The organism is Halomonas sp. MS1 (assembly GCF_024182575.1).
Classification (GTDB): Bacteria; Pseudomonadota; Gammaproteobacteria; order Pseudomonadales; family Halomonadaceae; genus Vreelandella.
The window spans coordinates 4,428,260-4,444,427 of record NZ_CP098926.1 but is presented as its reverse complement, the minus strand read 5'-3'; the positions used below and the strand labels follow the sequence as shown (position 1 = coordinate 4,444,427).

The window sequence follows — 16,168 nt, the reverse complement described above, 5'->3', positions numbered from 1 at the left end:
CAACTAACAACACTAAAACGCAAGACGTTGCACGCTAATCCTGTAATCAAAGAGAGGACATTAATAATGAAAAAACTCGCCACACTGACAACACTGTCTGCCTTGATGGCATTAGGCACTTTACAGCATGCCACCGCCGCGACTGAATTGCAGATTAGTACTTGGGCGGGCCCTAATCACGGCGTTAACACTATTGTTTGGCCAACATGGGGGAGTTGGGTTGAGGAAGCTACCGAAGGGCGCGTCACTGTTAACGTTGTTCACGATATGGGGCCGCCAGGCTCACAAATGGAATTAATCGCAGATGGCGTTGCCGACGTTACTTGGCTTTTTCATGGCTTAATGCCGGGGCGTTTCGAACTGACCAAACTGCCCGAGCTACCCACGTTTGAGGATTTCTCGTCCGAGTCTGCGTCGGTGGCTTATTGGCGCACCCATAACGAGTTCCTAGCCGAGGCTAATGAGCACCGAGGGGTTGAGGTGATCGGGGTTGGGGTACATGGGCCGGGTGCGCTTTATCTTGGCGAAGAGATTGATAGCCTTGGCGACCTAGACGGTAAGCGTGTTCGCATTGGTGGCGGCATTATGGCAGACATTTCGAATGCACTTGAGCTGACCGGCGTAGCACTACCCCCCGCCAGCACTTATGAGGCTGCTACACAGGGCGTTATTGATGGCGCAATGCTAACACTTGAAGGGCTCAAAAGTTTTCGTCTAGCGGAAGTGTTGCCCTACACCGTTCAGATGCCGGGTGGTTTTTATCGAGGCAGTTTCTCGCTGGTTATCAACCCTGATACATGGGCCTCGCTTTCTGAAGAGGACCGCACAGCCATTGAAAGCGTGTCGGGAGAACGACTTTCTCGTTTGTTTGGCTATATGATGGATGTGGTGGATGAGCGTGGCGTCGAGTTCGCGCAACAGCAGGGCAACACGTTTGTGGAACTGCCCGCCGAAGAGCTTGAGCGTTTCCAACAAATAGCCGCAGATCTTCCAAGTCAGTGGGAGGCCGAGGCTAATGAGCGTGGTGTTAACGGTGAAGCCGCACGCAGTTTCTTCCTGGAGCAGCTCGACGTTATAGATAGTGAAGAAGGGTTGAGTGCTGAGGAAGTGGTTGACCAGAGCATGTGATGTGTCCCTGCCCGAGGCGCTGTTGTGCTTCGGGCAGCGGGTTATTTTTTCTGTAGGTTATCGACAGAGATCTCGACATCCTGAGGGCGTTGTAGCACGTTAAGCAGCACGATAGCGCGTTCTTCGCCTTTGCAACGTTTGAAAACGGCTTCTAGATCTTTGAAGGGGCCGTCGGTGATCGTCACTTTTTCCCCAGCGCAGAAGTAGCTGTGGCTGCCTTCTTGATGATGCGGCTGTGCGCGAAGGGTATCTACCAGGGCATTCGGTACGGCGATCGGCGTGTTGCCAAAGGTGAGTAGGCGCAGCACGCCGCGGGTAGAGCGAATTGGCCGCCAGTTGCTGACGGTCTGATCCAGCCGAATAAACAGGTAATAGGGGAAAAGTGGCTCGGTTACCAGCGTGAGTTTGCCTTGGCGCTTACGTTTAGCGTTTAGCACTGGGTGGAACACCTCGTACCCTTGATTGGTGAGGTGTTCTGCGGCGCGAAATGATTCGCCGCCTTTGCATTGAATCACATACCAGCAGGGGTTAGCCCGCTCTGCTTGGGTTTCGAACTCCTCCATAAATCACCCTTTGGCGTTTGCGAGCAGTAGCGCGAGTGCATCCAGCGTTTGGTCAACATGGTCTTTCGTGTGTTCACAGGAAAGAAAAAAGCGTAGTCGAGCACTTTTTTCAGGAACCGCAGGATACAGAATAGGCTGCACGTTAATGTGCTGTGCAAACAGCGCATGGGAGAGGTGTGCCGCGAGCGGCGAGCTACCCACAATAACGGGTACGACGGCAGAGCCAATGCTATGACCGGTGTCCATTCCCCTGGCTTGAGCCTGCTCCAGGAAGTAGTGCGAAATTGCCTGTAGCTGGGTAACGCGCTCGGTTTCCTGGGGCATTAATTCCAGTACTTTAAGCGAAGGCGCGGCCACTTGGGCGGGCATGCCGACACTGTAAAGAAAACCGGGTGCAAAGTAGCGCAGTGTTTCAACCAGCGCTTTATTGCCGGCAATATAGCCCCCGCAGCCTGATAGCGTTTTGCTCATAGTGCCCATCCATATATCAACATCGGCTGGGTCAATCGCAAAGTGTTCTCGTAAGCCTAGGCCAGTGTCGCCCATGACGCCAAACGAATGCGCTTCGTCGACCATCAGCCACGCCTGATGGCGCTGCTTTAGTTCAATAAAGCGGGGTAGGTCGGGGATGTCGCCATCCATGCTGTAAAGCCCTTCAATGACGATAAGAACGCGTTCAAATTGATGGCGATGGCGGCTTAACAGAGCATCGAGTGCGGCGGGATCGTTATGGCTGAAGGATATACGCTTGGCGCCGGAAAGCTGTGCGCCGACTAACGAGCTGTTGTGGATGTACTCGTCGTGAAGCACAAGGTCTTTAGGGCCCAATAGGTAGCCAAGGGTAGACACATTTGTTGCGTGACCGCTGACAAAAACAACCGCGTCTTCAACACCATAGATGTTGGCGATTGCTTGCTCTAGTTCGCCGTGAATAGGTCGTTCACCCGAGACGACGCGACTGGCAGAAACGGAGGTGCCGTAGTGAGCCGCTGCGTCGGATGCCGCTTGAACCACCCGTGGGTCACCGGAGTAACCCAGGTAGTTGTAGCTGGCGAAATTAATGCACTCATGCCCATCAATCACGCTGGTGGCACCGGCGAGGCCGTCATGGACTTTAAAGAACGGGTCTATCAGCCCGAGCTGTTTAGCGCCCTGGCGCATCATGACTAGCTGCTGATAACCCGGGTGGGCATCAAATCGTGTAAAGCGCTCGGGAACAGTCCGAGTTGCCTCGACGCCTGAGATAGCAGGGGCCTGGGTGCTGGTGGCACGGGGCGTTGGGCGCTTGCGTGCCTGTTCCAGCAGCTGTCGTTTCAGTTCAGAGCGCTTCACGGTCATGGTGTCTCGGTGGTAGATGTTGAAGCCGACTCATTGTTGAGCCCGTCCGCCCCGTGGCGAGCGGCCAGAGAGGCTAACGCATCTTGTGGCGCTTCTTCAACATCATTGTCATGCTGATGTAATTTTTGAATCAGCACACCTGCCAGTTTGCTAAGTGTTGACGCTTCACTCAACACCATCACCGGTACTTGCACGTTCAGGCGGTTCTCGATGGCGGTCATCAATTCAACGCCCATGAGCGAATCAAACCCCATATCGTACACCGAGCGATTGATGTCGATTTTCTCTTCATCAATCAGCAGGATACTAGCCAGTTCTGCGCGCAGTAGGTCGGTAATGGTGCTGTGCAGCTCTTCCGGTGAGAGGTCGGCCAGTAGCGCGCTGATATCGTCATCGTGGTCAACGCTGCCATCATCATCGCTGGTGCGGGCAATTTCGTTAAATCGTGGTGCCTGGGCGGTGGGCAAGAAACGCGCCAGTGCTCCCCATTCAAGCTCAAGAACACCAAGGCTTGGCCCAGGCGTCAGCAACATTTGTTCGAGCACCTTGAGGGCGTCATCAGAGCGCAGCGCAGAACCGCCTAAGCGCTCTTGCAACGCATCGCGGGTGCGCGTGTTGCGCGCCAGGAAACCGACATCTTCAATAGCCCCCCAGCGGACGCAGGTAGCGGGTAGTCCAGCGGCGCGACGGCGGGCAGCAAAGGCTTCTAGCCAGTGGTTGGCGGCAACGTAATTGGCCTGTCCTGGGTTACCAAATAGCGTGGTCGCCGAGGAGTAGAGCACAAAGAAGTCGAGTGAGATATCCTGGGTGAGAGCATCCAGGTGACGGGCACCGTCAATTTTAGGAGCCAGCACCTTTTGAATACGCTCGGCATCTAAGTTGCGAATCAAGCCGTCGTCGATCACTGTGGCGGCATGCACGATGCCACGCAGCGGGCTAAGTTCGCGTTGCACGCGCGCCATAACGCTTGCTAGCGCGTCGTAATCGGTAATATCACAGGCTGCAGCCAGTACCTTCACGCCTTGGGCTTCAAAGGCCGCAATAGCGGCTTGGGCTTCTTCGCTAGCGGGGCCGCTGCGGCTTAGCAGGATAAGCTGACGTGCACCTTTGCTGACTAACCATTGAGCCGTTTTTAGGCCAAAGCCACCCAAGCCGCCGGTCACTAGATAGCTGGCGTCGGCTGAGAGTGTCATAGCGCCGGTGCCTAATAGCTCGTTACGCGGTGGAGCAATCGGCTGTTCGTAGGTGACTACCACTTTGCCGATCTGGCGTGCTTGCTGCATATAACGGAAGGCATCAATCACTTGGTTGTGACTGAACGCCGTGAACGGCAGCGGGCTGAGTGTGCCATCGTTAAATAGCGCCATCATTTCACCGAACAGGCGCTGGGTGAGGGCAGGCTGCACTTTCATCAACTGGTCGGAGTCGATGCCGAAGTAGCTTAAGTTGTTGCGGAACGGGCGTAGGCCAATATGCGTGTTTTCATAGAAGTCCCGTTTACCTAATTCCAGGAAGCGACCAAACGGACGTAGTGCGCGGAGGTTTTGGTTAATCGCTTCGCCTGCCAATGAGTTCAGTACGACATCCACGCCTTCGCCTTGCGTATCCTCTAGGATCTCTTCGGCAAACGTCAGCGAGCGGGAGTCGTAGATACGCTCTTCACCCATAAGGCGCAGGAAGTCGCGCTTCTCTTCAGAGCCAACGGTGGCGTAGATATCGGCACCCAGCCACTGGGCAATTTGCAGCGCGGCAATACCCACACCGCCAGCGGCACCGTGAATCAGCACTTTCTCACCGGGCTCCAGACGTGCCAGATGTTTTAGCGCGTAGTACACGGTGAAGAACGTGGTCGGTATCGTCGCGGCGGCAGCATAGCTGACACCTTCAGGCAGAGGTGCGACAGCGTGCTGGCTGGCAATCAGTTGGTCGCTGAAGCTAGCGGGTCCAAAGCCCACGACCGCCTGGCCAGGAATGACGTGTTGAACATTGGCACCAACAGCAAGCACCTCGCCCGAGAACTCAAGCCCCAGGGTCGGGCCAGCGAAGCCATTTTCAATCGCTTCATCAGACAGTAAGCCCAGGGTGTACATGACATCGCGGAAGTTGAGTCCCGTCGCTTTAACGCGAATTTCTACCTCATCCGCGCCAAGTTCAGGCAGTGGGCGTGGCCGCCACTGTAGCTGACGCAATTGCCCGGGTAGGGCAAAGCCCAGCGTCATTGCCTGATGAGGCGCAGTACTTGCCTGCTTGACCGGGTGAGGAGCAGGCAGGGTGCGCAGGCGGGTAGCAAACCGCTCGCCTTCAACCGTTATTACCAGCTCGTTTTCGCTATCTGGCGTAGCAAGTGACGCTGCAAAGGCGTTTAACGTCGCATCGCTGGGCGCGTTGGGTAGATCGATCAGCGTGACGCTATGGCCAACCGCTTCATTGGCGAGCGAACGACCAAAGCCCCATAGCGCGGCGTCATCGCCTGTACTGGCAGCCTGGGTCGGTAGCCAAAGCGTGACACGGCTGCCTTGGCTTTCCAGCCCACTGGCTTCTAATGCCAGTGACCACTGTTGTGCCGTGTGGCAGCGCTGAGTTTGAGCAGCGGTTGTACAGCCCTTAAGCCCACGCAGATCGATCACATTGAGTGCGGCAGGTACGTCTTGGCGTTCACCTAACGCTGTATTTAACAGGGCTTGCGGGATTGCGTCGCTGACGGTTAGCCATGTATTGGCGGTGCCTAACCGCTCTGCGAGCTGGGCAGCAAGTGCTTCGTGCTCAGCGTCAGAGACAATCAAATGGTAGGCCTCTGCTGGCGTTGGCGTCAGCGAGTCATTGTTTGCTGTGTACTGGCCATGCAGTAGGTAAGCACCATTCTCTTCCAGCTCAACCGGCGGCGAAACGCTGAGACCTTGTTGCGCTAACCATTCGACTAGGTTGTCTTGTTCCAGGGCAGTTTGGTCGATGCCGGGAGTGGCCAGTAAGTCATCAAGCCAACGGCTCGGGTGAACACCAATCAGCATTACCTGGGCGCCAGGCGCAAGCTGGCCAGGCAACGCCTCAATCAACTGGCGGGTACGTTCAGGCTGGGTCACGTCCACGCTGATAAACGCCAGCTGGGCTTTCTCAGCAGGGCTAAGCGTCGGCAGTGAATCTTCCAGTGGCTGAATATCCATCAGCGGGAAACGCTCTTGCAGCTGTTCCGCCTGATGGCGAGCCGTGTCGCTGGTAGTGATGGCACGGTAGTGGTGCGCATCTTTAGCGATAGCCGTATTCGCTAGCTGTTCAAGCAGTCGCTGGCCAAGAGCGGGGGTGCAGGGGCCGGCTTCTAACAACTGCAGCCGCTGACCGGCGGGCAGCGTGGCTAGCGTAGCTTCCATTAATGCGCCAAGCTCGGCAGCTAACACTTGCCAGCCGCTTTCGCCGATAAGGACGCGATTAATGCCTGCTAGGTGCTCAGCGGTAATGCCTAGGCTTTCAAGCGTGTCGTTGCCGCTGGTCAATTGCTTACGGTGTAGCCCTAAGCGACCCACCATATGAATCGGGGCAAAATAATCGGGGTAATCCTGCACCAGTAACTGCCAAATGGTTTCCGGTGCGAGCTGATCTTCGCCAGCGTTAACATTAACACCAGCAAAGGCTTCGCTAAGGCTATCGAGCAGCGGTGATACTTCTTGGGCATAGCGTTGACCGGTACTGGCGGTAAACGCATCGCTTAGCCCAGCCAACCGGGCGATTGCACTGCCTGGCAGTGAAAGCGTCGCAGCGTTTAGCGGAGCAGGCGTTAACTCTACATCCAGGTAGCTAAAATGCTGGTGATGGGCGCGGTTTAAGCGAATCGCCTTGAAGCGGGTTTCGCTAAGCACGGCCACGGCGTTACCGGCAGCGTCATACAGTTCGAAGTCGGCGGTGAAGGAGTGGGGCGCGCGCTTACCCATGACTGCTCGCGCCAGCACCGGGGCACCGGCTTCAGCGTTCACCTGGATGCGTCCAACACGAACCGGCACGAAGGCTAGCTGGGCTGCAAACTCGCTGTGCTGAGCCAGCAGCGGAATGAACATCTGAAAAGCACTATCCAAAATGCCCGGATGAACGTGCAGCGTATCGAGCTGCGACTGGACACTATCGGATAGGGTAATTTCACCAATAACGCTGTCGCCTTCAATCCAGCCACGGCTAATGGCTTGGAACGCAGGTCCGTAATGCAGCCCGATACGTTCGGCCATCTGCAAGTGCTCGGCCAGGGTATAGTCTGGCGCGCGGCTTGGCAGGCTTGGTGCTTTTCTGTTGAGCAAGAAGCCGCGGCTTTCGCGCATGCGGCGGGCAACGGCATTTAGCTGCCATTCGCTACCGGTGGCTGGCTCGCGGGAGTGGATGGCTAAGCGGCCGTCGTCTGGATCCAGCGTTAAGCGCATGGTGCGCCCGTTGTGGCCATCCAGCAGTAGCGGAGCGCGAATCTCCAGCTCTTCAATGTCCAAAAGCGGTGTGTCTTTCTGCTGCAGGGCCGCTGCTAGCGTTAGCTCGACAAACCCCGCGCCCGGGAAGACGGCGCCTTCGCCGACGACGTGGTCGGCCAGCCATGGCTGGCGCTTGGTATCCAACTGGCTTTCCCAGGTGTGATCCTGCTGCGCCAATGGGTAGCCAAGTAGCGGGTGCTGATAATAGCGGGAAAGCAACCCTTGACCATCGTTGGTGCCTTGCACCCAAAGCTGGGTGCGTTGCCAGGCGTAGTGTGGCAGCAGGACGCGCTGGCCTTCTACGGGGAAGAAGTGGTGGCTATCGAGGCTTAAGCCGCTTAGCAGCACTTGGCCGAGGCAGCGGATTAAACCATCTGCGCCTGACTTATGCCGTTCAATGGTGCCTAGCACTAACCCGCTGCGCTCTTGCTGGCGTAAAGAGTCGTTTAGATAGCGGCGCAGGATGGGGTGTGCACCGACTTCCACAAAGACGTTGTAACCCTGCTCAATAAGCACCGTAGCGGCGTTATCAAATAGGACGGGCTCACGAATATTGAGCCACCAGTAATGGGCATCCAGCTGTGTGCCTTCACTGATGGTGCCGGTAACGGTGGACACATAAGGAATCTGCGTGGCGCCTGGACGAATGTCAGCCAAGGCTTCCACGACGCCTGCTTTGATGCTGTCCATGGCGGGGCTGTGGAAGGCGTAGTCCAGTGGCAGGCGCTTTGCGAAGGTGCTCTGTTCGCTAAGGGCTGCTTCAATGGCGCTTAGCTGGTCACGGTCACCCGCTAACGTAATGCCTTTGGGGCTGTTAATGCCTGCCAGGCTAATGTTGCTAAATTCGGCTTTTTCAAGCCAAGGGGCGATCTCTTCCGCGCTGATGGCGACAGCAGTCATTTCCCCAAGGCCACGGGTTTTGCCCTGGTAGAAGCTGCGGTAATAAATAACTTTAACGGCGTCTTCTAACGTTAATGCGCCGGATGCCCACGCGGCAGCAACTTCGCCAACGCTGTGGCCGAATACGGCGGTGGGCACGATACCCTTGGATTTAAGCCATTCGGTTAACGCGACCTGCAGTGCGAACAGGGCGGGTTGAGCGATTTCGGTGCGCTCAAAGCGGCCTTCTTCGCTGGATTCTTCCTGGTTACGGCCCGCAAGCTCGTCACGCAGCGAAAAATCACCATGCTTCTGGAACAGCGCATCCACACGATCAATGGCGTCGCTAAACGCGGGTTCGCTGTCTAGCAGGTCATGCCCCATGGTTTCCCATTGGCAGCCGTTACCGTCGTAAACAAACACCGGACCCCGGGCGTTAGCTAAGCGCTCCAGTGTCACAACGCTGTTGGCTTCACCTTCAGCAAACTGGCTGAGCGCGCTGGCGGCGGCTTCCGGTGTTTGGGCGAAACACAGCGCGCCAAAGGTGTGTTGTTCGCGGTGGCTGTTCAGCGTGTGGGCGATATCATAGAAAGCATGGTCGCTTTCGCGTAGGAAGTTAGCTAGCCCACGGGCATTCGCCGCCAAAGCTTCCTGGCTTCGTGCGCTAACGCGAACGGGTAGCGCAAAATCGGGCACTTGGCGGGGTGCTGGTGCTTTTTCGGGGGCACTTTCCAGGATGACGTGAGCGTTGGCGCCACCAAAACCAAAGGAGTTAACGCCAATGACCAAGCGGCCTTGCTTTTTGAGCGCTTGGGCTTTGGTGACAACGCTAATGTTCCACTCATCAAATTTGATGCGTGGATTAAGATTGCGTATGCCAATCGTAGCGGGCACTTCACGGTGCTGCAGGCTGTACAGCGCTTTAGCAAGCCCGGCAACGCCTGAAGCCGTTTCTAAATGACCCAGGTTGCTTTTCACTGAGCCTATCAGCAGTGGTGTTTTACGATGCTTGCCGAGTGCTTCGCCGATAGCTCGAGTTTCAATGGGGTCGCCAACGGCGGTGCCGGTGCCGTGAGCTTCAAGGTAGTCGATCTCGTCCGGCGAAATGCCAGCCTGTTCGTAGGCACGGCGCATTAAATCAATTTGGGCGCTGGGGTTGGGCACCGTCAGGCCAGATTTGTGGCCGTCAGTGTTCACCGCTGAGCCTGCTACCACGGCCAGGATATTGTCGCCATCGGCCACGGCTTGATCATAATCTTTTAGCAAAAACAGCCCGGCACCCTCGGAGCGCACGTAACCATTACCGGCCTCATCGAAGACTTGGCAGCGGCCGGTGGGCGAGAGCATGCTGGCCTTAGAGAAAATAATAAAACCATAGGGGTGCAGGTGCAGGCTGATGCCACCTGCTAGCGCCATATTGGTTTCGCCGCTGCGAATCGATTGGCATGCCTGGTGGAAGGCCACCATGGAAGAGGAACAGGCGGTATCCAGCGACATGCTGGGGCCGTGTAGATCAAAGACGTAAGAAAGTCGGTTAGAGGCGATACTTGAGGTATTACCTGTCGCGGTCGAGGCATCAATCGCCGCCATGTCATCGGCAAGGCGATAGGAATAATCAAGGCTGGCGATGCCAAGGAAAACGCCGCACTGGCTGCCGCGCAGGGTGCTGGGCACGATGCCCGCGCTTTCCATGGCTTCCCAGCTAAGCTCTAACAGCATGCGCTGTTGCGGGTCCATGTTCGCCGCTTCACGGGGCGAAATGCCGAAAAACTCTGCGTCGAATCCGCTGATATCGCCTAGGCTACCCGCGGCAAAGGTGACGCTGGTGCCGGGATGGCGTTTGTCCGGATGCTGGAAAGCATCGAGGCTCCAGCGGCCGGGGGCCACTTGGGTGACGAGGTCTTTTTCGGCTTGCAGGTCCTGCCAGAACGTTTCAGGTGTGGTGCCGGGGAAACGATGGGCGGCGCCGATAATGGCAACGCGTTTAGTCATTCTTGCTCCTGAGGTTCTGGTTCTGCCTTGATCACATCGCTACTTATATCGCGTCCAAACGCTCGTTTAAATAGGTAGACGCCAAGTTCGTTTGCTTCCAGCGTGCACGACGTGCGCTCAATAGGCGTCTTATCATGCAAATTACGATCTACTTCCGTTGACCATATCATGTACGGGGTGCTGCTAGCAGGAGGCGAATAGTGCCTATATGCGGCAGGCAGTATGGGTACGTGGTCACCGTACCAGCCCAGCAGCCCTGGTCTTATAGCAGAGTTTAGCGCTGCTTTAACGCTTCCGAGCATTTTATCTGATTCACCCAAATGGTGCAGGTAAACAGCCAAATCGCGTAAATGATGCGGTAGCGGCCACGGCGCTGCTGGCAATGTTGACGCTACACTGGCCTTTTCCGGTGCTTCTAAGTGTAAAGGGCCGTGATTCTCCATGGTAATCACAAACACAAAGAGAGGCCTATTATCGTTATCTTCAAGCAGGCGTCCAACTCTTCGTGCAACGGCTTGGTCGCCAATGTACTGACCATGCTTATCCTGGCTTTCGAATGCGCTAATGTCGATAAACGTCTCAAACCCCAGTTTGGGAATAACGCTGTCTCGCATGTAGAAGGTAGCGGGATAAGGATGAACACAAACCGTTCGATAGCCTTGGGCTTTGAATGCGCTAGCAATGCTGGGCAGTGTGTGGCGCGACAGCGTACGGTAAGGATTAAACTGGCGCGGTCCCCAGGCATCAGGCGCTAGGCCCGTTAAGACAGCGCATTCGGTGCGCACCGTGTTTGCGCCCCATGCGGGCACATTCAGCGCTCCCTGCACGACAGCTTCCTGGCAGGTAGCATCATAATTCGGCAGTAAGTCAGCGGCAATCTCGCTACACCATGGGCGAGGATCAAAAAACGATTCACTTTGTACCAGTACAACGTTTGGCTTGGCCGCATCGGCGTCTAGCTCAAGGCTGTGCTGATCAAGTGACGTATGTTGAGCAAGTGGCTGAAAGGGCGATGCATCGGCTGTGGGCGGTTGTGAGCGCATCAGGGCAATGCCGTATGCCCACAGGCTGGAAAATAGCCCCAGTCGATCTAGGTCAACGGTAGGGGTAAGCGTGATAGGCGGCAGTTTGCGCCACCCTAGCCAAACGAGCAGCGTACCGGTTGCTATCAGCATTAGGCTATTCGCTAGAAACGCTGTGCCGCCCCATTGGCGGACCAGTGATGGTTCAAAAACCAAAAAGCTACCAATGGCAACCGCACCGGCGCTGCTGGCCGCAATGGCGAGACCAATGCCGAAAAAAGGCACATACAGACGCGGATGCAAAATAGCATCCCAGAAGTATTCAAAATCGTGACAGATAAAGGGTTCGTTCAGCGTGCGTGATTTAGTGTTGCTGGACTGCACGACCACAAGTTGCAGCGATAAGATGAAAACAACAGCAAACCAAGGGCGTTGCAGAAGCAGCATAAAGGCGCCAAACAGCAGTAACCAGCTACCAAGGTGCAGCGTGTTTGCGGCTATGCCGCGTTTCCAAAATGGTTGTGGGCGAGGGCTCAGCAGTGCCTCGAACAGCACACTACCTAACAAGCCTACTAAAAGTGGGCTAATAAATGTGGATGATAGAAAGAACGCCACGCTACGCGCCCCCGGTATGATTAAAGCCAAGGCGTTTGATGAGCCATTGAGAAATGCTCGCCGGTAGCACGGCCAGCCACCAAGTACCGAAATTCAGCGGGAAGGGAAAACTGATACGGGCGCGGTTAGCGGTGATGCCACGTTGTATGGCGTTGGCGGCCCGTTCTGGCGGCCATTCCCAAGGCTTGGGGCCAGGCATGGCATTACACATGGCGGAAGTGACGTAGCCAGGCATTACCACGGTCACACCAATGCCATGGGGTTCGAGTAAGCCTCTTAGGCCTTCTCCATAGGCTTTGATGCCCGCTTTGCTGGCGCTGTAGCTTGGCGTTGTCGGTAGGCCGTGCCAGCCCGCCAACGAGCTAATAAACACCAATTGACCGCTGCCGCGTGCTTGCATGGCGGGAACCAGTCGTTGGGCCATTGCAATGGGGGCTTTCAAGTTGACATCGAGTAGCGCTTGAACCTCGTCCCACGGTTCTAGCGTGCTTGCGCTTGGGTGAGTATTGATCCCCGCGTTGGCAATCACAATATCTGGAACGTGCTCAGCACACAGCGCATCAAGCCAGTCGTTGAGTTCGCTTGCGTCGGTCAAGCTGGCTGATGATAGCGACACCTGTGCGCCTTTTTCTCGACACGCCATCGCCAACTCTTCAAGCGCCTGCTGGTTGCGGCCATGTAGCACCAAGTGCGTAGCAGGGGCTGCATAAGCTCGGGCTAGCGCCCCGCCTATTGCACCGGTGGCACCGGTAATCAATACGCAGCGGGGTGCATTAGAAGGGTAAGAGGTCGTTACATCAACATTCACACCAACGCTCACAGCAACGTCTCCAGTGGTGAAGGGCAGGCTTCTAGTATACGCGCTGCATTGTTCACCGCTAAATCGATACTGGGTTGGCAGTAAAAACCACCATTAATTTGCGTCGTGTACATCACCGTGTTGCGAAAATAGCCAAACAGCGCTTGGCTGGGCCGCGGCGGTTGGTGCCAAAACTCATCTAAAGAGCCTTCGTAGGTGAGGCCCGCTAAATTGTAGATGGGGTCGCTGAGCGCAAAGGTAGGGCACTGTTTTTCAAGAGAAACAATGCCGACCGTGCTGTTTACTGTGACGGTGCCCGTGGCGTGTTTAAGCAATGGATTGAGATTGCCTGACTCTAGGTAAACGATGCGTCCTTGTAGGCCGTAAAAATCTTCCAGCCTTTTAATGATGTTCGGGTAATTAACCAGCCCCATATCCAGCGGGTGGTTTTTTATACACAGTAGCGCATCACTAGGGGCGTGTAGCGCAAATGATCCCATAACGTGATCCATCACCTCTTCCATATTGGTATAAGGTGAGTGGTCGCGAATCTGCGCATCGGTGTTGAGCTGCAGCGGCAACATAAAATAAGGCTTTCCGCCTTCTATAAGGTTTTTAATCCGCGCAGCATCACGCTTTTTCCAGTACCTGAGTAAGGTGAAGCGTTTGGCGTAGCCCGCATACTCCACCGGCGCAGTGATGGGCGCATGGTTACGATAGTGGGGAGCCACTAGGGGATTCGCTAACCCCGCTAGGTGATAGCACATGTCGTGAGCGGCACGGATTTTAAAAGACGAGCGAAAGCGAACCGGTGCAGGGAGTTTGGGCAGTGCTTTGCCAGTTTCAAAAAACCACTTGGGGTCTCTGGGCAGCAGCGAGTGACCATTAACACCCTCGCGCTCAAGGGTGACCCAGAAAGGGCGAAAGTAGCCTTCTTCAAAGACGTGGGTACGAATGCCAGCCGCGGATGCTAAGTCAACCGCAGGGCGGTGAATCGGACGCCGGTCACCAAACAGCACCTGATCGGTAATGTCGTAACGTTGCCACAATGACTGGATATAAGCCGGTAGCTCGCTAAGCGGGCCGCGAAACAAATGGTTTTGGCTGTGGGTGCGCTGCCAGTAGACGATATCGCCAGCGTTGAAGTTAACCTTTACCACGCGGTGACCATCGTCGGTTAGCCGACGGGCGAGACGCTGGTAAAAGGGCGAGCAGACGCCTTGGAGAAATAAGAATGCACGCTTTTGCTTCAACTTAATGACTTCCAATGAATAAGTTACGATAGTAGCGATATAGCCGCTGCTTCCATGTAAGCATATGTTTTTGAGACTTAACTTGTTCTAATTTAGCCTGCTCCAACAGGCTGACTACCGTTTCAGCATTACACAGCTGCCGAGAGCCGGGATCGACATAGCTTGGGTATAAAAGCAGTGTTCCTGCGACAAGCGCATCCAGCGACAGCGCCCGGTTGCGTCGCGGGCAGTGCATGGCATCCTGGGTTAGCCCCCAGCCGGCGTAAAACGGCAGGCCATAGGTGCATACCTGGCGTCGACGAAGTAGCGCTTCAAAGCCAGTGAGCGAGCTCATGGTATGCACTGCATCAACGCGTGCTAACAATACGGTGATATCGATATGACTAGCGTCGAGATCATACAGGCGTTTGGCGTTGGTATCGAGTGCTCCGATACGCGCGCCGGAAATCACGTCAGGGTGGGCTTTGTAAACGATAAAAGCATCGGGGTTGGTGTCCCGTACGGCTTTTAACAGCGCACTGTTAGTACTTATCTCTGGCGACCCTGTGGCAATTGACGCATCGCTTTCTACCTGGCCAGGCACCAAAATAATGTGTTTGTTGGCGGGCAATTCAATGGCTTCTTTGCCCGGTACATTATATTTGGAAAGCTTCAATGCGACCAACCGTTCGCGCAATCGTTCCGCTCGCTCTAATAAGTCATCGCTGAAATCAGCGGTATTGAGTAACGTTTCTAGCTCGCTGGGCTGGCTTGGGTCGTAGTAAATGCCCTGTCGATCAATGACCAAAGAGAGTGGCTGAGTGAGGTCTACCCCCAGGCCCACGGAGCGTATAAAGCCGTCCTCCATTCGCCATAGTGCCGCTATATGGTCACGGTGGCGGGCTTTAAAGTCATCGTTAATACGGCTGGACCACACCAGTAGATTGGGCTTTTCAACATCCGTTGAGAAAGCGGCTGGCAACTCTTTTTGATATTCAATGCGTGCCGCTGGGCCAAGAAAATGACCAATGAAGCGCTTCTTCCATGAAGAGAAGCCACAGGCTAACCACTCACCACGCAGGCGCTCTTGCTGACGCTTTTGGTCGGCAATCAGAGCAATCGTTTCTTCCAGCGTCGCGGCCTTGCCCGTGTAGGGGTTGGCATACCGGGTGTAACGAAGATAGGCGGCGGCAAATACCTCTTCCAAACGCCGAGAGACCCTTCTACGTGTACAGCTGAGCTGATCATGCGTTAATCCCCATCCCGCATAGAAGGGCAGGCCAAAGCAGTGCACTTGCTTACCGGCCATCAAGGCTTCGAAGCCTAGCTGGCTGGTGACGACATAAACGGTTTTGACTCGGTCAAACAGTGCCCAGGGGTTAATGTTATCGCTGATGATATGGCAACGAGGGTGATCGTGAGCGTCTGCTAGATGCCCCTGCTTTTTGCCTGCGATAACGTCAGGATGTACTTTAATAAAAATATCGGCATCAGGGTGGTTGTTTAAAGCGCACGCTAACATTTGCCGAAAACTGTCTGCGTTAGCGCCGCCATAGTGAATAGAGGCATCGCCTGCCGTTTGATCCACGACTAATACATTGTCATTCCCAAATACAGTGTCAGTTCCAGCAACGGGAAGCGAGTAATCAGGCGCGTGGTTGTATTTCGATAGGCGATAACGCGATAGTTGCTCAATGCAGCGCGTGGCCTGGGCAAGCTCTTCGACGTCAAAGGTGGCATGATTGAGCCAGTTTTCTAAATCACTAGGTCGAGAGGCGTCATAATAGATGCCCGTGTAATCGACGACCATGCTATGCGGCTGATAGCCTTCGACGCCTAGTCCTAAAGAACGAAGAAAGCCATCCTCAAGAGCGACATACGGTAGGCCATGACGAGCGGCATAATGGCGAGCACCATCACTTGTGGGTTTGAGCCCCCAGCCAATCACCGCATTCGGTTTCGAGCTCAGTGGCCTAATGCGTGAAAAATGCGAGTATTCAGGCAAAAAAGAAGCAAGCGCGTTGATCTTGGTAATACCGGGAGATGTATAGCCTGCTATTAGTTTTGCCATGAAAGAGCCGAAATAGTGTCAAAAACAAGCGGAAATATAAACGCAAACAATTAAAGCGGCGAACATACGTGAAAAGGTCTAGCTTAT

At 55.2% G+C, this 16,168-nt stretch carries 8 protein-coding genes; 1 reads left to right on the top strand and 7 read right to left on the bottom strand.

The annotated features are described in order from the left end of the window. Positions 1-66 precede the first annotated feature (66 nt). Positions 67-1,128: a TRAP transporter substrate-binding protein gene (locus NF683_RS20575; protein ID WP_089037492.1), complete on the top strand. Its 1,062-nt coding sequence runs from the start codon at positions 67-69 to the stop codon at positions 1,126-1,128. 41 nt (positions 1,129-1,169) lie between these two features. Here the strand turns inward: NF683_RS20575 and rfaH are convergent, their stop codons facing one another. The 7 genes from rfaH to NF683_RS20540 are packed head-to-tail and all read right to left on the bottom strand — an operon-like array spanning position 1,170 to position 16,081. After that, positions 1,170-1,691 carry a transcription/translation regulatory transformer protein RfaH gene (gene rfaH, locus NF683_RS20570; RefSeq protein ID WP_089037493.1) on the bottom strand — a complete coding sequence of 174 codons (522 nt, stop codon included), beginning with the start codon at positions 1,689-1,691 and terminating at the stop codon, positions 1,170-1,172. Between the two features lie 3 nt (positions 1,692-1,694). After that, complete coding sequence (locus tag NF683_RS20565) at positions 1,695-3,029, bottom strand: aminotransferase class I/II-fold pyridoxal phosphate-dependent enzyme (protein ID WP_089037494.1); 1,335 nt, start codon at positions 3,027-3,029, stop codon at positions 1,695-1,697. Then, complete coding sequence (locus NF683_RS20560) at positions 3,026-10,342, bottom strand: type I polyketide synthase (RefSeq protein WP_253920848.1); 7,317 nt, start codon at positions 10,340-10,342, stop codon at positions 3,026-3,028. The genes NF683_RS20565 and NF683_RS20560 overlap by 4 nt, the downstream gene beginning before the upstream one ends. Beyond that, a complete protein-coding gene (locus NF683_RS20555) occupies positions 10,339-11,979 on the bottom strand; it encodes an LTA synthase family protein (protein WP_089037496.1) in 1,641 nt (546 codons plus the stop codon). The genes NF683_RS20560 and NF683_RS20555 overlap by 4 nt, the downstream gene beginning before the upstream one ends. Before the next feature lies 1 nt (position 11,980). Next, complete coding sequence (locus NF683_RS20550) at positions 11,981-12,799, bottom strand: SDR family NAD(P)-dependent oxidoreductase (RefSeq protein WP_253920847.1); 819 nt, start codon at positions 12,797-12,799, stop codon at positions 11,981-11,983. Continuing rightward, complete coding sequence (locus NF683_RS20545) at positions 12,796-14,031, bottom strand: capsule biosynthesis protein (protein ID WP_253920846.1); 1,236 nt, start codon at positions 14,029-14,031, stop codon at positions 12,796-12,798. Before NF683_RS20545 ends, NF683_RS20550 begins: the two co-directional genes overlap by 4 nt. A gap of 1 nt (position 14,032) precedes the next feature. Then, positions 14,033-16,081 carry a capsular polysaccharide biosynthesis protein gene (locus NF683_RS20540; RefSeq protein WP_253920845.1) on the bottom strand — a complete coding sequence of 683 codons (2,049 nt, stop codon included), beginning with the start codon at positions 16,079-16,081 and terminating at the stop codon, positions 14,033-14,035. Between the last annotated feature and the right edge of the window lie 87 nt (positions 16,082-16,168).